Source organism: Modicisalibacter tunisiensis, from assembly GCF_020148005.1.
Classification (GTDB): Bacteria; Pseudomonadota; Gammaproteobacteria; order Pseudomonadales; family Halomonadaceae; genus Modicisalibacter; species Modicisalibacter tunisiensis.
On the sequence record NZ_JAGXFD010000002.1, the window covers coordinates 274125 to 295339 of the forward strand.

Genomic DNA, 21215 nt, shown 5'->3' on the forward strand with positions numbered 1-21215 from the left:
CTGTCTTCCCCCGCCTCCCGGGCCGGCGAGCGCCTTGCCGACGCGGCCGCCACGTGATGTGCTAAGGTGCCGTCACACGCCCTTGCGGCGAGTCCATCCTGCGGATGCATGCCATGACCGATACGCCGACCGCCAGCCAGCCGACCGCCGCGGTGAAGAGCCCTGCCGCGCACGAGGCACCGATCATCCAGATCGACGGGCTCGACAAGACCTACGCCTCGGGCTACCAGGCCCTGAAGTCGATCGACCTCGAGATCCAGCGCGGCGAGATCTTCGCCCTGCTCGGTCCCAACGGCGCCGGCAAGACTACCCTGATCAGCATCATCTGCGGCCTGGTCAACCCCACCGGCGGCCGGGTGATAGCCGACGGCCACGACATCGTCCACGACTACCGCGCCGCCCGCGCGACCATCGGCCTGGTCCCCCAGGAGCTGACCTCGGAGGCCTTCGAGACGGTATGGAACACGGTCAGCTTCAGCCGCGGGCTGTTCGGCAAGCCCCCCGATCCCGCGCATATCGAACGGGTGCTCAGGGATCTGGCGCTGTGGGACAAGCGCAACAACAAGCTGATCACCCTCTCCGGCGGCATGAAGCGGCGCGTGCTCATCGCCAAGGCGCTGGCCCACGAGCCGCGTATCCTGTTTCTCGACGAGCCCACCGCCGGCGTGGACGTGGAGCTGCGGCGCGACATGTGGAACGTGGTGCGCCGGCTGCGCGAATCGGGAGTGACCATCATCCTCACCACCCACTACATCGAGGAAGCCGAGGAGATGGCCGACCGCATCGGCGTGATCAGCCACGGCGAGATCATCCTGGTCCGCGAGAAGCAGGCGCTGATGCGCCAGCTGGGTCGCAAGGAACTGATGCTCCAGCTCGCCACGCCCCTGGCCGCGCTGCCCGAGGCGCTCGCCGGACGGGGGCTGACCCTCGACGACGCGGGCCGGCAGCTGGTGTACACCTACGACGCCCAGCAGGACGCCACCGGCATTGCCGAGCTGCTGCGCGCCGTGGATGCCGCCGGGCTCGAGGTCACCGACCTGCAGACCCGGCAGAGTTCGCTGGAGGACATCTTCGTCGGCCTGGTCAAGGAGCACTGATGAACTGGTACGCCATTCGCACCATCTACCGTTTCGAGATGGCCCGGGCCCGGCGCACGCTGCTGCAGAGCATCGTCTCGCCGGTGCTCTCCACCTCGCTGTACTTCGTGGTCTTCGGCGGTGCGATCGGCTCGCGCATCACCCAGATCGACGGCGTCAGCTACGGGGCCTTCATCGTCCCCGGGCTGATCATGCTGATGCTGCTCACCCAGAGCGTCTCCAATGCCTCGTTCGCGATCTTCTTCCCCAAGTTCTCGGGGACCATCTACGAGCTGCTCTCGGCGCCGGTGTCGCACTTCGAGATCGTGCTCGGCTACGTCGGCGCGGCGGCCACCAAGTCGATCATCCTGGGGCTGCTGATCCTGGGCACGGCGAGCCTGTTCGTGCCGCTGACGATCGCCCATCCGCTGTGGATGGTCCTGTTCCTGGCACTGACGGCGGTCACCTTCAGCCTGCTCGGCTTCATCATCGGCATCTGGGCGGACAACTTCGAGAAGCTGCAGCTGGTACCGCTGCTGGTGATCACGCCGCTGACCTTCCTCGGCGGCACCTTCTACGCCATCGACATGCTGCCGCCGCTGTGGCAGACGGTGACCCTGGCCAACCCGGTGGTCTACCTGGTCAGCGGCTTCCGCTGGAGCTTCTTCGGCAGCGCCGACGTCAGCGTGGCCGCCAGCGTGGCGATGATCCTGCTGTTCCTGACGGCGTGCCTGGGGATCGTGGCGTGGATCTTCCGCACCGGCTACCGGATTCGCCCCTGAGCCTCTCCGATACGATACGAAGAGAAACCGGGCTACCCATGTGGATAGCCCGGACCAACGGCTCCTGACGGGCGGCGTCAATCCAGCAGGACGTTGAACTGCCTGAGCCATTCCGGGTGGGCCGGCCAGGCGGGCGCCGTGACCAGCTTGCCGCAGGTGACCGCCTGGTCGACGGCGATGTCGGCGTAGTCGCCACCGGCCAAGCGCACCTCGGGGGCGCAGGCCGGATAGGCCGAGACCCGGCATCCCTCCAGCGAGACCGCCGCGGCCAGCAGCTGGGCGCCATGGCAGATCGCCGCCACCGGCTTGTCGGCCTCCCGGAAGTGACGCACCACCTCGAGCACGCGCTCGTCGAGGCGCAGGTACTCAGGCGCGCGGCCGCCGGGGATCACCAGGGCGTCATACTCGGCGGGATCGCTCTCGGCAAAGGTGGCGTTGAGGGTAAAGGCGTGCCCGGGCTTCTCGCTGTAGGTCTGGTCGCCCTCGAAGTCATGGATCGCGGTCCTGACGCTGTCACCCTCGCGCTTGTCGGGGCAGATGGCATGCACCGTGTGCCCCATCGCCTGCAGCGCCTGGAACGGCACCATGATCTCGTAATCCTCGACGAAGTCCCCTGCAACCAACAGAATCCTGGCCATGTCGGTATCTCTCCTGATCTGTTTCCGGCTCCGGATCGGGCACTCACGGCTTTCCTGAACAGGGTAGCAGGGAACGCGCCCCCGGCCATGCCGGTCTTATTCCGGCACGCTTTGTTCTTTCTCGGTACGCTCTGCAGATGGAGATGATGCATGACGCTCCGTGCTTTCACCCGCCCGGTCCGGCTGGCTCTCGGCCTGGTCCTGTGGCTGGTTGCCGTATCCGCACTGGCCGCGGCCGAGCCTCATCCCTTTTCGGCAACCTACCGGCTGCATCTGGACGGCTGGCCGGATGTCACCATCCACCACCGGCTGAGCCGTGACGATGGCCAGTGGGAAAGCGCCATGCACGCGCAGATCGCCATCGCCGAAGGCAACGAGCGCGGCCGCTTTCGCGTCACCGACGACGGCCTCGATGCGCTGTTCTACCGCAGCGGCTATCGGCTGTTCGGCCTGGGCAAGGACTACCGCCTCGACGATCGCGAACTGGCCCCGCTGCCCGACCGTCAGACCGCCCTGGTGGCCCTGGCCCGCCAGGCGGCCACGGCAGCCTGCAACGGCGCCGAGGCCGCCCCCTGTACCCTGCGCTATCGCGATTACGACGGTACCGCGGTCACGCTGGCCTACCGGGTGCTCGACCACAACGAGGTGACCGTCGAGGGCCATCGCTACCCCAGCCTGAACGTCCTCACCTGGCGTTCCGACAAACCCGAGCGCCAGCTGCGCCTGCGCCTGACCCCCTCACTGCCGGGGCTGCTGCTGGGCGGCGACTACCGTCGCGACGGCAAGGTTCTGAGCACCCTGGAGCTGGCCCACCTGAGCCGTCAGGCGGCAGCCAATCAGTCCCGCTGATGGGGCATCAGCGATTGTCGTCACCGTCGCGCATCGCACTTTGCTAAGGTAGGGAGCCGTTCACGGCGGTGCTGCCCGTCCTGTCCCCACCCTGCCGAGGAGTGACGATGTTCTCCGGTCTGTTGCTGATCCTGCTGCCGCTGATTCTCGGGTATCTGGTGCCGGTGCGCCGCGAAACCGTGATGCAGGCCATCAACCGGGCGGTCAATGGCTCGATCTACGCCATCCTGGCCCTGATGGGGGTGAGCCTGACCGGCCTCGACGACCTCGGCGGCCAGCTGGCCCGCATGGGCGGTCAGGCGCTCGCGCTGTTCGCCGTCATCACCCCCGTCAACCTGCTGGCCCTCTATGCCCTGTCGCGGCGCAGCGTCCTGCACGCCGGCGACTCGCCGCGCCTCGCCGGGGCCCCGACCAGCAAGCTGGCGGCCATGGCCGGCTCGCTGGCGCTGGCCGGCGTGGTGATCGCGGGCATCCTCGCCGGGCTGGTACTCGCCCGGCTGGGCGTCGAGGGCACGGCGCAGCACGCCGAGATGCTGGCCGAATGGGTTCTCTACGCGCTGCTGGCGCTGATCGGCTGCCAGCTGCGCAACTCCGGCATGCCGCTGCGCCAGATCCTGCTCAACCGCCACGGCCTGGCCATCGCCCTGACCGTCGCCGCCAGTTCGCTGGCCGCCGGGCTGCTGGCCGCGCCGCTGCTCGACCTGCACTGGAACGAAGGACTGGCGATGGCGGCCGGCTTCGGCTGGTATTCGCTCTCCGGCATCCTCATCGGCGACCAGCTGGGCCCGGTGCTGGGCGGAGCGGCCTTCTTCAACGACCTGGCCCGCGAACTGACGGCCTTCCTGCTGATTCCGCTGGTGATCCACCGCGCCACCCCGCTGGCCATCGGCTACGGCGGCGCCACCTCCATGGACTTCACCCTGCCGGTCATCCAGCAGCACGGCGGCGTGGCCTGCGTGCCCATCGCCGTGGTCAGCGGCTTCCTGCTCTCGCTGCTCTCGCCGCCGCTGATCCTGTTCCTGCTGTCGTTGTAGGGCGCGCCGGCAGGCTCTGGAGACGAATACCTGCCCCTCGCCTGCGCATTTTCACGCAACACCCTGCGCGACGATGCGCAAAGATGGCAGGATAGCCGAGTCACCACCGCCATCCCGAGCCCTTCATGAAGCCCGAGTTCCCTTCGCCCGGATGCGCCCCGGCGCGTCAGGACGGCCGCCTTGCGCCCGGCGCCCTGCTGTCCCTGGGTGTCCTGCTGCTGGCCGGCGCCGTCGCCTACTGGCTGCTGAGCCATCCGCCGCGCGCCGGCCAGCGTGCCGCCCCGCCCGAGCCCGCACCACCGATGGTCAGTGTCGCGGGCGTCCAGCGCCGGGGCGTGGCACCGACCCTCGTCGCCTACGGCCGGGTCATCGCCGCCCGCGAGACCCGCGTGGCCAGCCGCGTCGCGGGTCAACTGGCCCGGTTCGCTCCCGGCGTCGAGCCGGGTCGTGTGGTCGAGGCCGGCGCGACGCTGGCCATCCTCGATGATGCCGACTACCGGCTGGCGGTCCAGCGCGCCGAGGCGGCACTGACCCGGGCCCGGGCCGACCTGGCGATCGAACGCGGCCAGCAGCTCCAGGCCCAGGCCGACTACCGCACCTACGGCCGCGAGCTGCCCGCCGAGCGCCGCGCCCTGGTCCTGCGCGAGCCGCAGCTCAAGGCCGCCCGGGCCGCCGTCTCGAGCGCCGAGGCCGACCTCGAGCAGGCGCGTCTCGAGCTGGCGCGGACCACCATCGCCGCGCCCTTCCGCGGCATGGTGCAGGAGCGCCTGGTGGGCGCCGGCAGCGCCATGGCGGCCAACACCGCCCTGCTCGGTCTGGTGGATGTCTCGCACTTCTGGGTGCGGGTCTCGCTGGAGAGCGACGCCCTGGACTGGCTGGAAACCGGCGACGGCATCGACAGCGGCTCGCTCGCCACCCTGGTGAGCGATGCCTGGCCGGCGGACCGGCAGCGCCGGGGGCGTGCCTTCTCGATCCTGCCCGGCCTGGCCGAGAACGGCCTGATGAGCCAGCTGCTGGTGCGGGTCGAGGACCCGCTGGCGCTCGACACGAAGGCGCCGGCCCTGCGTCTGGGCGACGTCGTCGAGGCCCGCTTCACCCCGCCCGGGCGTGACGACCTGATCGGCCTGCCGGTCGCCGCGTTGCACGAGGACGACCGGGTGTGGACGCTGGACGCCGGCAACCGGCTGCACATCGTCTCCGTCACGCCGTTCTATCGTGACCAGCGCCAGGTGCTGATCCGTGCCGACGGCGCCCCGCTCGGTGGTGCCGAGCGCGTGGTGGTCAGCCCGCTCGTCCGGCCCCGCGAGGGCATGGCGCTGCGCGTGGCCCCGACACCGGACGACACGTCGCCCGGCGGCGATGCCGACGACGGGGAGACGCCGCCATGACCCGGCACGGCCCCATCGCCTGGATGACCCGCCACGGCGTGGCTCCCAACCTGCTGATGCTGATCCTGCTGCTCGGCGGCCTGATGGCCAGCCTGACGATCAAGAAGGAAGTCTTTCCCGACTTCACCCTGGAAGCGGTCGACATCGAGGTGGCCTACCCGGGCGCCACGCCCGAGGAGGTCGAGCAGAGCCTGCTGCTGGCCATCGAGTCGGCGCTGGCGGATATCGACGGCATCGACGAGGTCACCGCCACCGCCAGCGAAGGCAGCGCCAGCGTGACCGCCGAGCTGCGCCCCGGGGCCGAGACCATGCGGGTCTATCAGGAGATCCAGCAGGCGGTGGACCGCATCCGCACCTTCCCCGAGGCCGCCGAGGCGCCCACCTTCAGCCTCGCCGGGCGCTCGCGGCAGGTGCTCGAGCTCAACCTGCACGGCCCCACCGATGCCCTGACCCTCCAGCGGCTGGCCGAACGCCTGCGCGAGCAACTGCTCGGCGAGACCGCGCTGGGCAAGATCGAGCTCGAGGGCAGTCGCGACCGCGAGATCCAGGTGCTGCTCGACCCGGCGGCGATGCGCCGCTACGGGCTCAGCCATGCCCAGCTGGCCGAGCGCATCGGCGCGGAGGCCCTCGACCTCGCCGGCGGCCGCCTGGACACCCGCGACGGCGAGTGGCTGGTCCGCTACCAGGGACGGCGCCGGAGTGCCGCGGACTTCGCCGAGCTGCCGGTGCTGTCGACGGCCGACGGCGGCGTGGTTCGCCTGGGCGACATCGCCCGCGTGCAGCCCGGGCTCGCCGAGGGCGATCGCGAGGTGCTGTTCAACGGCGAGCCGGGCATCTCGCTGCAGGTCTATCAGGTCGGCGACCAGACGCCGCTGGGCGTCTCGGCGATCGTGCGCGGCGAGCTCGACCGCCTGCGTGACGAACTGCCGGACGGCATCTCGCTGACCCCGGGCTGGGACAGCTCCACGATCTACCGCCAGCGCCTCGATCTGCTGCTCGGCAACGCCTGGCTGGGCCTCGCCATGGTGCTGGTGCTGATGGGGCTGTTCCTCGAGGCCCGCCTGGCGATGTGGGTGACGCTCGGCATCCCCACCGCCTTCCTCGGCGCCATGCTGTTCCTGCCCGGGCTCGGTGTGTCGATCAACATGATCTCGATGTTCGCCTTCATCATCGCCCTGGGCATCGTCGTCGACGACGCCATCATGGTCGGCGAGAACATCTACGCCCATCGCGAGAAGGGCCATTCGGTCTTCGAGGCGGCCATCCACGGCGCCCGCGAGATCGCCGTGCCGATCAGTTTCGCCGTCCTCTCCAACATGGTCGCCTTCCTGCCGCTGCTGTTCCTGCCCGGCTTCCTGGGCATGATCATGGGCGTGATTCCGCTGGTGGTGATCACGGTCTTCGCCGTGTCGTGGATCGAGGCGCTGTTCATCCTGCCCACCCACCTGGCCCACAGCCAGCCGCGCCAGCGCCTGCCCGCCTGGCAGCGGCCCATCGAGCGGGTCCGTCAGGCGATGCAGCAGGGGCTCGACCGTTTCACCCAGTACCGCTTCGCCCCCTTCCTCGAGCGCGCCCTCGACCGGCGCCTGCTCGCCGTGGCGATCGGCGTCGCGGTGCTGATCCTCGCCCTGGCCTACGCCGCCAGTGGGCGGCTGGGCTTCTCGCTGATGCCGCGCGTCGAGGCCGACCGGGTGCAGGCCACCGTCAGCCTGCCGCCGGGCAGCCCGCTCGCCGCGGATCACGCCGTCCGCGATGCCCTGCTGGCCGGCGCCCGGCGTCTCGCCGACGCCCATGCCGACCTGGTCTACGACAGCACCCGCGCCCGCCAGCGCGGCGACACCCTCGAGGTACGCCTGTCGATCGCCGCCGATAGCCTGCGCGCCTGGCCGCCTTCGCGGCTGGCCCGGGCCTGGCGCGAGGCCACCGGCGATCTGCCCGGCGTCGAGGCGATCCGCTTCGCCAGCGATGCCGGCGGTCCCGGCGGTGGCGCCGACCTGACCCTGCGCCTGTCGCATCCCGACGGCGCCACGCTCGATGCTGCCGCCGAGGCGCTGGCCGCACGGCTCGTCGACTACCAGGGGGTGGAAAGCGTCGACAGCGGCGTCGGCAACGGCAAGCCGCAGCTGTCGATTCGCCTGTCGCCGGAAGGGCGCGCCCTGGGGCTGACCGGCCAGTCGCTGGCGCGGCAGCTGCGCGGGCCGCTGCAGGGCGCCACCGCCCTCAAGCAGCAGCAGGGCCGCACCGAGATCAGCGTCGAGGTGCGCCTGCCCCCGGCCTCGCGCGACAGCCTCGCCGAACTGGGCCGCCTGCCGATCCTCACGCCGGACGGCGGCGAGGTGGCACTGGCCCGCGTGGCCCGCATCGAACGCAGCCGGGCCAGCGCCAGCCTGACCCGCATCAACGGCCGCCGGGTCGTCGAGGTCACCGCCGATCTCGCCGCCACGGACTCGACCCAGGCGCTGCTCACCACTCTGGAGGACTCGCTGTTCCCCCAGCTGCGCCAGCGCTTCCCGGGGCTCGAGATCGGCCCGGGCGGGCGTCAGGAGGAAACCGCGGACAACCTGGCCGTGCTGCGGACGGCGCTGTGGGCGACGCTGGCCGCCCTCTATGGCCTGCTGGCGATCCCCTTTCGCAGCTACACGCAGCCGCTGCTGGTGATGACGGCCATCCCCTTCGGGGTGATCGGCGCGGTGCTCGGCCATCTGATCATGGGCTTCGGGCTGTCGATCATCAGCCTGCTGGGCATGCTGGCGCTGTCCGGGGTGGTGATCAACGACGCCCTGGTGCTGATCGACTACGCCAATCATCGCCGCCGCGAGGGCTTCAACGCCCGCGAGGCGATCATGGCCGCCGCCACGCGCCGTCTGCGGCCGATCATGATGACCACCCTGACCACCTTCCTGGGGCTGGCACCGATGATCTTCGAGACCTCGCGGCAGGCGCGCTTCATCATCCCCATGGCCGTCTCGCTGGGCTTCGGCATCCTGTTCGCCACGCTGATCCTGCTGGTGCTGATCCCCTGCCTGTACCTGATCCTCGAGGACCTGCGCGAGCGCCTGGGCGCCTCGTCACCCGAACCGGCCCGCTCGCCGCACGGCGACTGAGCGGCTGGCTGCACCGCCAACAGACCGCCGCTGTCGGGGATGAACCCCCTCCCACAAGACCACGGCGGCGGCCCCGGACATGAAGCCTCCTGTGGGAGCGACTTCAGTCGCGAGGAATCCGCCATCGGGCCACCGCTGTCGGGGATGAACCCCCTCCCACAAGACCACGGCGGCGGCCCCGGGAATGCAGCTCCTTGCGGGTGCGACTTCAGTCGCGATGAGCCTGCCCCCGGCCCAGCCTCGAGCGCATCGACCACCGCCAGAGACATTCCCGGGACTTGCAAGGCCGCCAGGAGATGCGTATTTTAATTGAACGATCAATCAATAAAAACTCGCCGGGAGGGCGACTTGCAACGCCATCGGGCATCGCTTGCTCGTCAGCCACGCTTGGCAGCGGGATCCGCGTCCTGCTACCAAGCGTGCCTGCATCCGGCAGCCCGCCCGGGTGCCTCGAGCGATGTCGCGATCACCGTTCCACACGACAACAGGACCCGACATGCACCCACGACACACTGACGCCGAGCCGCGGGATCGCCTCAATCCCGTGGTGTTCTACGGCTCCGCGATCGGCATCGTCATCTTCGCCGTATGGACGATGTTCTTCACCGACTCCTCCAGCCGCATCATCAATACCGCCCTGGGCTGGATTTCCGACACCTTCGGCTGGTACTACGTGCTCGCCGTGGTGGTCTACCTGGCCTTCGTGATCGGCATCGGCCTGTCGCGCTTCGGCAAGATCCGCCTGGGGCCGGAGCACTCCCGCCCCGACTTCAACATGGCCTCCTGGGCGGCCATGCTGTTCTCGGCGGGGATCGGCATCGACCTGCTGTTCTTCTGCATCGCCGAACCGGTCACCCAGTACCTGGCGCCCCCGGACGGCAACGCCGAGACCATCGCCGCGGCACGCCGCGCCATGGAGCTGACCTTCCTGCACTGGGGGCTCTCCGGCTGGGGAATCTACACCCTGGTCGGCATGTCGCTGGCCTTCTTCAGCTACCGCCACAACCTGCCGCTGACCATCCGCAGCGCCCTGTATCCGATCTTCGGCCAGCGCATCCACGGCCCGATCGGCCACACCGTGGACATCGCCGCCGTGCTCGGCACGGTGTTCGGCATCGCCACCAGCCTCGGCATCGGCGTCATCCAGCTCAACTTCGGCCTCAACTACATGTTCGCCGTGCCGGAGAACACCCTGATCCAGGCCGCGCTGGTGATCATGATCGTGTTCTTCGCCACGGTGTCGGCGGTCACCGGCGTCGAGAAGGGCATCCGCCGGCTCTCCGAGTTCAACATGCTGCTGGCGCTGGCGCTGCTGCTGTTCGTGCTGTTCACCGGCAAGACACTGTTCCTGCTCAACGCCCTGGTGATGAACGTCGGCGACTACCTCACCCACTTCGTCGACCTGTCGATGAACACCTACGCCTTCGAGCCGCCCACCGACTGGCTCAACGGCTGGACGCTGTTCTTCTGGGCCTGGTGGATCGCCTGGGGCCCGTTCGTCGGCCTGTTCCTGGCGCGCATCTCGCGCGGGCGCACCATCCGCGAGTTCGTCGCCGGCACGTTGCTCCTGCCGCTGGCCTTCATGATGGCGTGGATGTCGATCATGGGTAACAGCGCCATCGACATGCTGATGAACGGTGCCGCGGCCTTCGGCCAGGAGGCCATGAACAACCCGGCCTCCTCCATCTACCTGTTCCTGGAGTCGTTCCCGTGGACCGGCGCGACCACCATCGTGGTCACCATCCTGGCGATCGTGTTCTTCGTTACCTCCGGCGACTCCGGCGCCCTGGTGCTGTCGAACTTCACCTCGATTCTGCATGACGTGAACAGCGACGCGCCGATCTGGATGCGCATCCTGTGGGCGGCGGTGATCGGCGTGCTGACCCTGGCCCTGTTGATGGCCGGCGGCCTCTCCGCCCTGCAGAGCGCCGTGGTGGTCACCGGGCTGCCGTTCTCGATCGTGCTGTTCTTCATGATGGCCGGCCTGCTCAAGGCGCTGAAGGTCGAGGGCCGCAAGGAGGACAGCCATCGCGCCAGCCTGGCCGGCAGCCTGTCGAGCCGCACCGGCGGGGAACGCGGCCACAAGAGCTGGCGTCAGCGCCTGGCGCGTGCCGTGAGCTTTCCCGGTCGTCGCAGTGCCCAGCGCTTCCTGAGCGAAATCGCTCACCCGGCCATGGAAGAGGTCGCCGGGGAACTCAAGGCCCAGGGCGTGGAAGCCCGCATCGTCGAGGGTGACGGCGACGAGGCCTGCCTGGCGCTCAACGTCACCCACGGCAGCGAGCAGGACTTCAGCTACCAGATCCGGCCGCGGCGCTTCGCCACGCCCTCGTTCGCGATGCGCGCCCAGCACGCCAACGCCGACTACTACCGCCTGGAGGTGTACCTGCTGGAGGGCAGCCAGGGCTACGACCTGATGGGCTACAGCAAGGAGCAGGTCATCGAGGACATCCTCGATCAGTACGAACGCCACCTGCACTTCCTGCACCTCAACCGCGAGGCGCCCGGCAACACGGCCTCGCTGCCCGACGATGCCACGCAGTCGCCCGCCTGAGGCAGTGTCGGCAGGCGCTACCGTCAATGAAAACGCCCCCGGACGGGGGCGTTTTCATGTCGTGCCAAGAGCGGCGAGACCGCCTCACCGCGTGCTGGCGACCACCACGCACTCCATGCCCTGCTGCTGCAGTTGCTGACAGGAACGACGCGCCTGCGACTCGCGCAGATCCACCACCCGGGCGCGGAAGACACTGGCGTCGCCCTCGGCGGCCATCACCGCCGGGCGAGCGCTGCGCAGGTCCGCGGCCAGCGCGGCGGCGGCCCGCGAGGCCAGCGACTGCGCCTGGTGCCGGGTACTGAAGGCGCCGACCTGAATCGCCCAGGCCGCACTCACCGCCGAGCCCCCCGGCGTGTCCCCCGCCTTGGCCTGCGCGATCAGCGCGCGGATCGGATCGCCCGCATCACCCTGGCCGACGACGGCCGAGTCAGCCCGGGCGGACGGCGCTTCGGCCATCGCCACCGTGGTGGCGGTCGCGGCACGGCGGGCCGCCTGTCCCGGCCCATCGAACAGCGCCGTCTTGGCGACCCAGTCGTTGCCGTCCATCAGGCTGGCCCGGACGAAACCGCGATCGAGCAGCCGGGCCATGTGGGCGTCGCGGGAGCGGGCGGTGAAGCCGCCCATCACCACCGAGACGATGCGCCGGCCGTCATGGACCGCCGAGGTCGCGACGTTGAAGCCGGAGGCATTGATGTAGCCGGTCTTCAGGCCATCGGTGCCCGGGTAGCTGTCGAGCAGGTTGTTGTGCCCGGGGATGGTCTTGCCGCGAAAGCGGAATTCCGTGCGGGCGAAATAGCCGTAGTACTGGGGAAAGTCGCGCATCAGGTGCATCGACAGCGTGGCCATGTCGCGGGCCGTGGTGACCTGGGCGTCGTCGGGCAGCCCCGAGGCGTTGCGGAACACCGTGTGATTCATGCCGAGCGCGCGCGCCCTGGCGGTCATGCGCCGGGCGAAGGCCGGTTCGCTGCGCGCCAGGTTCTCGGCCACCACCACCGCCACGTCGTTGGCCGAGCGCACGATCATCGCCAGGATGGCATCCTTGACCGCGATGCGCCCGCCGGTCTTGAGCCACAGCTTGGTGGGCGGCTGATCGGCGGCATGGGCCGATACCGCCAGCCGGTCGTTCAGCGACAGCCGGCCGGAATCCAGCGCCTCGAACAGCAGGTACAGCGTCATCATCTTGGTCAGCGAGGCCGGGTAGCGGGGTGCATCGGCATTGGCCGCGGACAGCACCTCGCCACTGGCGGCATCGATGACGATGGAGGCATAGCGCGGGTTGGGCTTGGCCTGGGCGGTCGTGGCGAGCAGCGTCAGCAGCAGTACGGCGAGCGACAGCGACACGAACCGGGCAGGCGGCAGGGGCGCGCGCGCGACGGGCCGGCAGGCACGCCGGGGCGAGCGAGGGGCGAGGATGGCCATGTGAATGTCCTTGCGTAATATCCTTGCGATTTCTTGTGACTACCGTCGGGCGCTACAGGGTGCGCACAGACTCTTCTCGAGTCTATGCCACTCCGGCGGTTCCTGCCGCCCGGCCTCCCGACGCAGGCAACCCCCTTCATGCAGTCAGTGACCCTTCACTCCGCAGCCGCCCCATTGTCCACGGCCAATACGCCACTGAACAGTCCCGAAGGCGCGAAACCATCCCGGGAATATCCTCGATAGCAGCGGGCTATTCACCCGATTGCGGAAATCGTCTTCAAGAATGATTCTCGTCTGCCTATAGTGATGACAGTCATTCCTCCCCGAGGCAGACCGCCATGCTCAAGACACTGACCTTTGCCTGCGTGCATTTCTCGGTGGCCTTCACGGTCACCTGGCTGCTGACCGGCAGCTGGGTGGTCGGCGGATTGATCGCGCTGGTCGAACCCGCCATCAACTCCGTGGCCTACTTCCTGCACGAGAAGGCCTGGGAACGACTGCGCCGCCGTCGTGACGCACGCGACCGGCGGCTGCCGCTGGCCGCCTGAGACGCTCCCCGACCCGTTCAGTCGCTGGATACCGGCGTGCGGGCCAAGCGCTCCTGCAACCCGGCGCAGAAGGCCTGCCAGGCCTCGCCCATGGGCGCCAGCCGGGCGTGCGCATGCAGGGCGCCATGCACCATCGCCGGTGCCCGGTGGTAGCGGATATCGGCACCGTTCGCGCGCCAGTGTTCGATCGCCGCCTCGAAGGGCTGCGTCAGGGGGTCGTGATCCACGGCCAGCGCCTCGATGTGCGGTGCCGGCGGATGGGCCTCGCACAGCGCCGGCACGGTGTCGGCGATATCCCGCCACATCTGCAGAATCTCCGCGCGGGCCAGCAGCGGCGCATCCGGCCCCAGGGAGTCGGCATCGGGGATGCCCACCGGCGGATAGATCAGGCCCAGCGGGCCCTGCCAGCCGACCCGGCGCGCCAGATCCAGCGCCAGCCGGGCGCCCGCGCTGTCGCCGGCCAGGGCCACCGGCCGGCAGTCCTCGAGCACGGCCTGGCAGTCGTCCAGCGCCTGACCGTAGTCGGCCTCGGGCGCGAGCCGATAGCCGACACTGGTCACCGGATGCCCCAGGCGCAGGGCCAAATCGGCGACGATGCCGTGGTGGCTGCGCACGGAACCCAGTGTCCAGCCGCCACCGTGCAGGTAGAGCACCTCGCCCGAGGCGGCATCCGGCGGCATGTAGCGGCGAATGCGCACGCCGTCCGCCTCGTCGTCGGTCCAGTTCAGCCCCGGCGGATCGGCCGGGGCGAAGGCCTCGCACAGGGCCTCGTAGCGACGCCGCGCGGTCAGCCAGTCGTCGGCGGCGCCCACGTCGCGCATGCCCTGCTCGAACTCGCGGATGAAATCCTCGACGGTCATGACAGCCTCCTCGCCGGCACCGCGCTCGTCGGTGCCGTCATGCTCACGATGTCGCGTCGTCCCGCCGCACGATGCCGATACGTCGACCGGCAAGCTCCGGCCAGTCGTCCCCCGCGCATCCCGGCAGCGCGGCCAGGCGTTCGGCCACCTCGGGCGGAAACGGCGCCGGGCGACCCCGGTCGATGGCCATGCCCATCAGCATCTGCTCGCTGGTCGCCAGACAGTGGCCTTGGTCGTCCTCCAGGGTGAAGAAGGCGTGCAGGCGCTTGGCATCGGCATCGAGCCGCACCACGCCCACCTGCAGCGGCTGTCCCTCATGGGCCTCCCGGCGATAGCACAGGTGCGTCTCCAGAGTATAGAGGGTGTAGGCGTGGCGCCGGCGGCCCTCCTCTCCCAGGCCGAGCCACTCCATCAGCGCATCGACCGCCAGCGAAAACACGCGGGCATAGGCAGCATCGTTCATGTGGCCGTTGTAGTCGACCCACTCGGACGCCACCCGGGTCTCCAGCACGCGCCGCGGTATCGTCTCGCTCACAGTCGCCCCTCCAGCCCCTCGGACTCGGGCCAGTACTCCTCGACCAGCGCCAGCAGGCGCACCAGGAACTCGTCGCGGCGCGACTCCAGGGCGTCGATGCTGCGCCCCGCCGCCTGATGTTCGCAGCCCTCGACCACACGATCGATCAACGTGTCGGTGAGCTCCGGTGCCTCGAGCTTGGTCCAGGGCAGCTTCAGTGCCGGGCCGAACTGCTCGAGCATGTGACGCATGCCCTGCTCGCCGCCGGCCAGATGGAAGGTCAGGAAGGTACCCATCAGCGACCAGCGCAGCCCGCAGCCGTAGACCACCGCGGCGTCGATCTCCTCGGTGGTCGCCACGCCGTCGTTGACCAGATGCAGTGCCTCGCGCCACAGCGCCTCCATCAGTCGGTCGGCGATGTGGCCCTCGATCTCGCGCCGTACCACCAGCGGACGCATCGCCAGCTCGCGATAGCGCGCCTCGGCGCGGGCGAGGTGATCCGCGGTGGTCGCCTCGCCGCCGACCAGTTCCACCAGCGGCAGCAGGTAGACGGGGTTGAAGGGGTGGGCGACGACGATCCGCCCCGGCTCCCGCGTGCAGTCGCGCTGCAGGTCGCTGGGCTTGAAGCCGGAGGTCGACGAGCCGATGATCACGCCGGCCGGCGCGGCGGCATCCAGTGCGGCGAGGATCTCGCGCTTGAGGTCGAGCCGCTCGGGCACATTCTCCTGGACCAGGTCGGCGTTCGCCACCGCGGCCTCGAGGCTGTCGGCGAAGGCGAGCCGCTCCGGGTCCGCGCCCTCGGCCAGCCCCAACCGTTCCAGCGACGGCCAGGCCCGGGCCACCGCCTCGCGGGTACGCGCCTCGGCGCCCGCCGCCGGATCGAAGGCGACCACGTCCCAGCCCTGCGCCAGGGCACGGGCGATCCAGCCGTTGCCGATCACCCCGGTGCCGATCACTGCCAGCCGACTCATGCCTCGCCCTCCACGATCTTGCCGGTACGCGGATCACGCAGCTTGAGGTGCGCGCGGGTCTCGGCCGGAGTCATCACCCGGGCGCCGAGGCTGTCGATCAGCCCGGCGGCCTTCTCGACCAGCTGGCCATTGCTGGCCTTCACGCCCTTGCGCAGGTACAGGTTGTCCTCCAGGCCGACCCGGGCGTGACCGCCGAGCAGCACGGCCTGGGCGACCATCGGCATCTGCGCGCGACCGATGCCGAACGCCGCCCAGTTGGCGTTCGCCGGCAGCTTGTTGCGCATGGCCAGCATGGTCTCGGTATCGGCCTCCGCCCCCCAGGGGATGCCCAGGCACAGCTGGAACAGCGGATCGCCCTCGAGCAGGCCTTCGGCCTGCAGCTGGCGGGCGAACCAGACATGCCCCAGGTCGAAGCACTCCAGCTCCGGCTTGACGCCGGCGGCCTGCACGAGTCGGGCGTGCTCGCGCAGCCAGTCGGCGGTGTTGATGTAGACGGCGTCGCCGAAGTTGAGGCTGCCGCAGTCCAGGGTGCACAGCTCGGGCAGCAGCGCGCCCACCGGGGCGTGGCGCTCGGCGGGCGTCTGCATGTCGCTGCCCGGGCCGCCGCGATACGGGTCGTCCGGATGCGGCACCCAGTCACCGCCGCCGCCGCCGGTCAGGTTGAGCACGATGTCGGTATCCGCCTCGCGAACCCGTTCGACCACCTCGCGGAAGTGCTCTGTGGAGTGACTGATGCCGCCGGTCTCGGGATCCCGCACGTGGATGTGCGCGACGCTTGCACCGGCACGGGCGGCCTCGACCGCCGCCTCGGCGATCTCGACCGGCGTGACCGGCACATGCGGATTCTTCGCGGTGGTATCGCCGGCGCCGGTCACGGCGCAGGTGAGAATGACTCGGGAATTCATGGTGTTCCTCCGATGACAGAATGTCCCCAGTCTGACGCCGGCATGGCACCACGACTTGACGATTCACGACACGGGATCGCCACGAGGCGCCGGCGACCGCCGGCATGACCGGCCGCGAGTATCCCGTGCCGGGCACAGACCGCTGCGTTCGCGAAAGGTTGACACCCGGGGTCGCCAGGCACGCCCGGTTGCCATAGAGTGCCTCCCTATCCGGCCATGCGCTGCGGGGCTCACGCTGATGGCCACTTCATCACCTGACAGGGGGCATGCATGCAGCCAGGAATTTCCGGGCAACGGCAAGACTGGGCAGAAAGCCGTCCTGCCACCCGAGGCCTGCGTCATGTCGGCCTGATCCTGGCCTGGCTGCTGCTATGGCGCCTCTCCACGCTGATGGAAATCGCGCCCCACGCCAGCCTGTGGTTTCCGCCGGCCGGGCTGAGCTTCGCCGCCTTCCTGATGCTGGGGCGGCGCGCCTTCCCCGCCCTGATGGTCTGCGCGATCGTTGCCACCTTCTGGGTCGACCACCTGTACGCGACCGGGCTTGCCTGGCGCGAACTCCTCTACGCGGGAGTGCTGTTCGGCCTGGCGCACTGCGGCAGCTACGCACTCGGTGCCTGGGGGCTCAAGCGCCTGATCCGCACTCGCGATGTGCCCTCGGTGCCGGTGGTCGTGCCGCTGTTTCTGCTCGTCGGCAGCCTGGCCTCGCTGTGCGCCACCCTGACCGGCATTGCCGCGCTGCAGACCGCGGGCATGCTCGCTGGGGTCGCCATTCGAGCGCTCTGGCTGCCCTGGTGGGTCGGCGACATGGCCGGCGTGCTGGTGCTGACCCCCCTGTTCGTGGGCCTGCTGAGCTGGCGTTATCCCGACGTCGAGCCCTGGCTCGGTGGCCTGAACTTCCTGCCCTCGGCAGGCGGGCTGTGTGCCTTCGCAGGAAAGCTGCTGATCAGCCTGACCGCGCTCAGCCTCATCATGCTGCTCGATGCACATGTGCACTCGCCCGAGGTCGCCTTCGGGGTATTCTTCCTGATCATCCCGCAGATGTGGATCGTCTACACGGAGCCGCCCTTTCGCAGCGCCCTGAGCATCGCCCTGTTCAGCATCCTGACCGCCCTGTGGGTCGCGGCGCTGGGGCTGATCGAGCAATCCCTGACCTACCAGTTCGCCCTCTGCGTGATCGCGGCCAGCGGCTACTTCGGCTTCGCCGTTCCCTCGCTGCTAGCGCAGAATCGCCGGCTCAGCGAACGGGCACTGCATGACGAACTGACCGGCGCCGCCAACCGTGGCTACTTCTTCGACTACGCCGAGGAGAAGCTCGGCGAGACACGCCGGCGGGACGAGCCGCTCTCGCTGGCCGTACTCGATCTGGACTACTTCAAGACCATCAACGACACCCATGGCCATGACGTGGGCGACAGGGCGTTGATCGACCTCTGCATGGCGATGCGCCCGGCACTGGGCCGGGATGACCTGCTCGGCCGATTCGGCGGGGACGAGTTTCTCCTGCTGCTCCCCAACCGAAACGCGGAACAGGCCCGGCAGCTGGTCGAACGGCTGCAGCAGCGGATACGCGACCTGCCCGTGGCCGGCATGCAGCACCACCTCTCCGCCACCTTCGGCGTGGTGACCCTGGAAAGGCACGAGACGCTCACCCAGGCCTTCAAACGCGCCGACGCCCGGCTGCTGAAGGCCAAGCAGGCCCGTCCGTCAGTGCATTCCCCCGTGAAGGGGGCGAGAAGCCCCTGAATACAGGGGAATATGGCGCGACTTCATTCTCGGCTCATCTCGATACGCGACCCTGCCTGCAAAGCGACTCGGGAGTGACGGGAATGCAGGCCGGGAAAGGTCATTGGTTCAACAGTCTGCGCGCCGTGCTGATGCTGGGGTGTCTGACACTGGCCTCGCTGGCCTCGGCACAGGGGCTCTTCGATCGGGAGGGCACCTTCCTGCCTCCCGAAGAGGCATTCCAGCCGACGCTATCGCGCGACGGCGACAGCCTGACGGTCGACTGGCAGATCACGCCGGGTTATTACCTCTACCGGCACCGCTTCGCCGCCGAGGCGGATGGGCGCCGGCTCTCGCTGACGCTCCCCGCCGGCGAGACGATCGAGGATGAGTACTTCGGCCGCTCCGAAGTGTATCGCGACACGCTGCACATGACGCTCGAGCCCGGCGATGCCGAGACCCTCACCCTGCACTGGCAGGGCTGTGCCGACGCCGGGCTCTGCTATCCGCCGCAGCAACGCACCTTCGCGCTGAACGACCTCGATACCGCCAGCGGCACCGCTGCCTCGCCGGTACCGGCCTCGACCACGTCCACCGCGTCGACGACCGCTTCCTCGGAAACCGGCTCTCCGGAGACCGGCTCGCCCTCTCCCGCCGCGACCAGCGGCGTCCCCGAGGCTCAGGACCAGCAGCTGGCGGCCCGGCTCGCCGGCGGCAACACGGCCTGGACGCTGCTGGCCTTCTTCGGCATGGGGCTGCTGCTGGCCTTCACCCCCTGCATGCTGCCGATGATCCCGATCATCTCCAGCCTGATCGTGGGGCAACAGCCGCAAGGCCGGCACCGTCGCACCACGGGATTCCTGCTGTCCAGCGTCTTCGTGCTGCCCATGGCCGCCACCTATGCGCTGCTCGGGGTGAGCGCCGCGATGGCCGGCGCCAACCTGCAGATACTGCTCCAGAATGCCTGGTTCATCGGCCTGTTCTCGGCCCTGTTCGGGGTGCTGGCACTGGCCATGTTCGGCCTTTTCGAGCTGGAACTGCCCCGTATCCTCCGGCAACGTCTGGACAGCGTCCTGTCGCGACAGCGTGGCGGCCGCTTCAAGGGGACCGCGCTCATGGGGGTGCTCTCGGCGCTGCTCGTCGGCCCCTGCTCGACCGCGCCGCTGGCCGGGGCCCTGCTGTTCATCGCCGAAAGCGGCAACCCCTGGCTGGGCGGCGCGGCCCTGCTGGCCCTCGGTCTGGGCATGGGCGCGCCGCTGGTGCTGATCGGCACCCTGGGCAGCCGCCTGCTGCCCCGGCCGGGCCCCTGGATGAACCGGGTACGCGGCATCTTCGGCTTCGTGCTGCTCGGCACGGCGATCGGGTTCCTGGACCGCCTGCTGCCCGAGGCCATCGTGCTGGGGCTGTGGGGCGCCCTGGGGCTGGGCTTCGCGGTGTCGCTGTACCACCTGGCGAGAGGCGAGTCGAGCGGTCGCACCCTGGGCCAGCTGGCGCAGGCCGGCGCCGGGGTGATCGGGCTGTGGAGTACCCTGGTGCTGGTCGGCGCCGCCGGCGGGGCCGAGGATCCCTGGCGCCCCCTGAGGGTCTATGTCCCCACCGGCGCGACCGCGCCCGCATCGAGCCAGCCGTTGACCTTCGACAGCATCGAGACTTTCGACGCCCTGAAATCCCGTCTCGCGAGCCCGGCCGACCAGGCGAGGCTGACACTGGTCGAGTTCACCGCCGAGTGGTGTGTCTCCTGCGACGTGATCGAGGAGGAGGTCTTCGGCGACCCCGAGGTCAAGACTGCCCTGAAGGACGTACAGCGACTGCGCATCGACGTGACCGACAACGACGCGACCGACAAGGCGCTCATGCAACGCTTCGGGGTCTTCGGCCCGCCGGCCCTGATGTGGTTCGGCCCGGACGGCCACGAGCTGCGCGGCGCCCGCATCATCGGCGAGGTGGATGCCTCGGCCTTCCTCGACCGCTACGCCCGGGCCCGGCAGGCGGGGAGAAAGACGCCATGAGCCCCCTGGATCGGAGCCTGGCCATTGGCCCGCTGGTCCTGCCCCTTGACCTGCTGCTGCTCATGCTGGCCTGCGCCGTTGCCCTCGGGGTGGCGACCCGGCTTGGCCGGCGCCGACAGGTTGCGGCCGCCGACCACCTGTTCAATGGCCTGCTGCTCGCCATGATCACGGCACGGCTCGCCTTCGTGTTGCGCTATCGGGACAGCTATGCCTCGTTCCTGGGCTGGTTCGATATCCGCGACGGCGGCTTCGAGCCGCTGGCCGGCGTCGCGGCCGGGCTCGGTTACTGGGCCTGGCGCAGCTGGCGACATTCCGTCGAGCGCCGGCCACTCGCCGTCGCCCTCCTCGCCGGCCTCATGACCTGGTCCCTGACCGCCGGCCCCCTGACGCTGATCGTCGAGCGCGGCCCCATGCTGCCCGATACACCACTCACCCGGCTCGACGGCTCACGAGTGAGCCTCCCCGAACTGGTGCACGACGACGCCCGCCCCCTGGTGGTCAACCTGTGGGCCAGCTGGTGCCCGCCGTGCCGACGCGAAATGCCGCTGCTCGCGCAGGCCCAGCAGCGCAACGACGAGGTGACTTTCGTGTTCCTCAACCAGGGCGAATCCCTCGCCACCATCAACGGCTTCCTGCAGCGCGAATCCCTCACGCTCGACCACCTCTATCGCGATCCACACCGCGCCTTCGGCAAGACCGTGGGAGCCGTGGGCATACCCACCACGCTCTACTACGACGCCAGCGGTCAGCTGGTGGACACACACTTAGTGGAATCTTCCCGAGCCACGCTCTCGCGCAGCCTCGAGCGCCTGCGTCGAGCCGCCTCCCCCTGAACGGAGTTGACA

At 69.5% G+C, this 21215-nt stretch carries 17 protein-coding genes; 11 read left to right on the plus strand and 6 right to left on the minus strand.

Annotation, left to right across the window (positions count from 1 at the left end; all coding sequences use genetic code 11):
* The first annotated feature begins 113 nt into the window (after positions 1-113).
* Entirely contained in the window at positions 114-1097 is a 984-nt protein-coding gene (locus tag KGQ91_RS16380) for an ABC transporter ATP-binding protein (protein ID WP_163649554.1), read from the plus strand.
* On the plus strand, positions 1097-1858 hold the full coding sequence (locus KGQ91_RS16385; protein WP_163649553.1) for an ABC transporter permease: 762 nt from the start codon (positions 1097-1099) through the stop codon (positions 1856-1858). Before KGQ91_RS16380 ends, KGQ91_RS16385 begins: the two co-directional genes overlap by 1 nt.
* Positions 1859-1935: 77 nt before the next feature.
* On the opposite strand, the gene KGQ91_RS16390 is transcribed toward KGQ91_RS16385, so the two are convergent.
* Complete coding sequence (locus tag KGQ91_RS16390; RefSeq protein WP_163649552.1) at positions 1936-2496, minus strand: DJ-1/PfpI family protein; 561 nt, start codon at positions 2494-2496, stop codon at positions 1936-1938.
* A gap of 150 nt (positions 2497-2646) precedes the next feature.
* Between KGQ91_RS16390 and KGQ91_RS16395 the strand changes: the two genes are divergently transcribed.
* The 5 genes from KGQ91_RS16395 to KGQ91_RS16415 all read left to right on the plus strand — a co-directional run bounded on the left by KGQ91_RS16395 (position 2647) and on the right by KGQ91_RS16415 (position 11422).
* Positions 2647-3345: a hypothetical protein gene (locus KGQ91_RS16395; RefSeq protein ID WP_224421522.1), complete on the plus strand. Its 699-nt coding sequence runs from the start codon at positions 2647-2649 to the stop codon at positions 3343-3345.
* A gap of 107 nt (positions 3346-3452) precedes the next feature.
* Positions 3453-4379, plus strand: a complete 927-nt coding sequence (locus tag KGQ91_RS16400) for a LysO family transporter (RefSeq protein ID WP_163649550.1) — start codon at positions 3453-3455, stop codon at positions 4377-4379.
* Between the two features lie 125 nt (positions 4380-4504).
* Positions 4505-5767: an efflux RND transporter periplasmic adaptor subunit gene (locus tag KGQ91_RS16405; protein WP_224421523.1), complete on the plus strand. Its 1263-nt coding sequence runs from the start codon at positions 4505-4507 to the stop codon at positions 5765-5767.
* Positions 5764-8871 (plus strand): efflux RND transporter permease subunit, encoded by a 3108-nt coding sequence (locus KGQ91_RS16410; protein WP_224421524.1) that lies wholly within the window; start codon positions 5764-5766, stop codon positions 8869-8871. Before KGQ91_RS16405 ends, KGQ91_RS16410 begins: the two co-directional genes overlap by 4 nt.
* A gap of 496 nt (positions 8872-9367) precedes the next feature.
* Positions 9368-11422 carry a choline transporter gene (locus tag KGQ91_RS16415; RefSeq protein ID WP_163649547.1) on the plus strand — a complete coding sequence of 685 codons (2055 nt, stop codon included), beginning with the start codon at positions 9368-9370 and terminating at the stop codon, positions 11420-11422.
* Between the two features lie 84 nt (positions 11423-11506).
* On the opposite strand, the gene KGQ91_RS16420 is transcribed toward KGQ91_RS16415, so the two are convergent.
* The gene (locus tag KGQ91_RS16420) at positions 11507-12841 is read right to left on the minus strand and encodes a D-alanyl-D-alanine carboxypeptidase family protein (protein ID WP_163649546.1); all 1335 of its coding nucleotides are present in this window, start codon (positions 12839-12841) and stop codon (positions 11507-11509) included.
* A 338-nt stretch (positions 12842-13179) separates the two neighbouring features.
* Here KGQ91_RS16420 and KGQ91_RS16425 point away from each other — a divergent pair, with 338 nt between their 5' ends.
* Positions 13180-13389, plus strand: coding sequence for a DUF2061 domain-containing protein (locus KGQ91_RS16425; protein ID WP_163649545.1), 210 nt, complete (start codon positions 13180-13182; stop codon positions 13387-13389).
* 17 nt (positions 13390-13406) lie between these two features.
* On the opposite strand, the gene KGQ91_RS16430 is transcribed toward KGQ91_RS16425, so the two are convergent.
* The 4 genes from KGQ91_RS16430 to KGQ91_RS16445 are packed head-to-tail and all read right to left on the minus strand — an operon-like array spanning position 13407 to position 16639.
* The gene (locus tag KGQ91_RS16430) at positions 13407-14249 is read right to left on the minus strand and encodes an alpha/beta hydrolase fold domain-containing protein (protein WP_163649544.1); all 843 of its coding nucleotides are present in this window, start codon (positions 14247-14249) and stop codon (positions 13407-13409) included.
* 43 nt (positions 14250-14292) lie between these two features.
* Positions 14293-14784 carry a thioesterase family protein gene (locus KGQ91_RS16435; RefSeq protein ID WP_224421525.1) on the minus strand — a complete coding sequence of 164 codons (492 nt, stop codon included), beginning with the start codon at positions 14782-14784 and terminating at the stop codon, positions 14293-14295.
* Positions 14781-15734 carry an L-carnitine dehydrogenase gene (locus KGQ91_RS16440; protein WP_163649543.1) on the minus strand — a complete coding sequence of 318 codons (954 nt, stop codon included), beginning with the start codon at positions 15732-15734 and terminating at the stop codon, positions 14781-14783. Before KGQ91_RS16440 ends, KGQ91_RS16435 begins: the two co-directional genes overlap by 4 nt.
* A complete protein-coding gene (locus tag KGQ91_RS16445; RefSeq protein ID WP_163649542.1) occupies positions 15731-16639 on the minus strand; it encodes a beta-keto acid cleavage family enzyme in 909 nt (302 codons plus the stop codon). The genes KGQ91_RS16440 and KGQ91_RS16445 overlap by 4 nt, the downstream gene beginning before the upstream one ends.
* A gap of 270 nt (positions 16640-16909) precedes the next feature.
* Between KGQ91_RS16445 and KGQ91_RS16450 the strand changes: the two genes are divergently transcribed.
* The 3 genes from KGQ91_RS16450 to KGQ91_RS16460 all read left to right on the plus strand — a co-directional run bounded on the left by KGQ91_RS16450 (position 16910) and on the right by KGQ91_RS16460 (position 21203).
* Positions 16910-18382 carry a sensor domain-containing diguanylate cyclase gene (locus KGQ91_RS16450; protein ID WP_224414290.1) on the plus strand — a complete coding sequence of 491 codons (1473 nt, stop codon included), beginning with the start codon at positions 16910-16912 and terminating at the stop codon, positions 18380-18382.
* Between the two features lie 83 nt (positions 18383-18465).
* Positions 18466-20370, plus strand: coding sequence for a protein-disulfide reductase DsbD (dsbD, locus tag KGQ91_RS16455; RefSeq protein ID WP_224414289.1), 1905 nt, complete (start codon positions 18466-18468; stop codon positions 20368-20370).
* Positions 20367-21203, plus strand: coding sequence for a TlpA family protein disulfide reductase (locus KGQ91_RS16460; protein ID WP_224421526.1), 837 nt, complete (start codon positions 20367-20369; stop codon positions 21201-21203). The genes dsbD and KGQ91_RS16460 overlap by 4 nt, the downstream gene beginning before the upstream one ends.
* Positions 21204-21215: the final 12 nt, after the last annotated feature.

Excerpts from the sequence above, each read along its gene's own strand:
- KGQ91_RS16440 (WP_163649543.1), bottom strand. The coding sequence starts at position 15,734 with ATGAGTCGGCTGGCAGTGATCGGCACCGGGGTGATCGGCAACGGCTGG.
- KGQ91_RS16420 (WP_163649546.1), bottom strand. The coding sequence starts at position 12,841 with ATGGCCATCCTCGCCCCTCGCTCGCCCCGGCGTGCCTGCCGGCCCGTC.
- dsbD (WP_224414289.1), top strand. The coding sequence starts at position 18,466 with ATGCAGGCCGGGAAAGGTCATTGGTTCAACAGTCTGCGCGCCGTGCTG.
- KGQ91_RS16430 (WP_163649544.1), bottom strand. The coding sequence starts at position 14,249 with ATGACCGTCGAGGATTTCATCCGCGAGTTCGAGCAGGGCATGCGCGAC.
- KGQ91_RS16410 (WP_224421524.1), top strand. The coding sequence starts at position 5,764 with ATGACCCGGCACGGCCCCATCGCCTGGATGACCCGCCACGGCGTGGCT.
- KGQ91_RS16390 (WP_163649552.1), bottom strand. The coding sequence starts at position 2,496 with ATGGCCAGGATTCTGTTGGTTGCAGGGGACTTCGTCGAGGATTACGAG.
- KGQ91_RS16415 (WP_163649547.1), top strand. The coding sequence starts at position 9,368 with ATGCACCCACGACACACTGACGCCGAGCCGCGGGATCGCCTCAATCCC.
- KGQ91_RS16425 (WP_163649545.1), top strand. The coding sequence starts at position 13,180 with ATGCTCAAGACACTGACCTTTGCCTGCGTGCATTTCTCGGTGGCCTTC.
- KGQ91_RS16395 (WP_224421522.1), top strand. The coding sequence starts at position 2,647 with ATGACGCTCCGTGCTTTCACCCGCCCGGTCCGGCTGGCTCTCGGCCTG.
- KGQ91_RS16460 (WP_224421526.1), top strand. The coding sequence starts at position 20,367 with ATGAGCCCCCTGGATCGGAGCCTGGCCATTGGCCCGCTGGTCCTGCCC.
- KGQ91_RS16450 (WP_224414290.1), top strand. The coding sequence starts at position 16,910 with ATGCAGCCAGGAATTTCCGGGCAACGGCAAGACTGGGCAGAAAGCCGT.
- KGQ91_RS16445 (WP_163649542.1), bottom strand. The coding sequence starts at position 16,639 with ATGAATTCCCGAGTCATTCTCACCTGCGCCGTGACCGGCGCCGGCGAT.
- KGQ91_RS16380 (WP_163649554.1), top strand. The coding sequence starts at position 114 with ATGACCGATACGCCGACCGCCAGCCAGCCGACCGCCGCGGTGAAGAGC.
- KGQ91_RS16385 (WP_163649553.1), top strand. The coding sequence starts at position 1,097 with ATGAACTGGTACGCCATTCGCACCATCTACCGTTTCGAGATGGCCCGG.
- KGQ91_RS16405 (WP_224421523.1), top strand. The coding sequence starts at position 4,505 with ATGAAGCCCGAGTTCCCTTCGCCCGGATGCGCCCCGGCGCGTCAGGAC.
- KGQ91_RS16400 (WP_163649550.1), top strand. The coding sequence starts at position 3,453 with ATGTTCTCCGGTCTGTTGCTGATCCTGCTGCCGCTGATTCTCGGGTAT.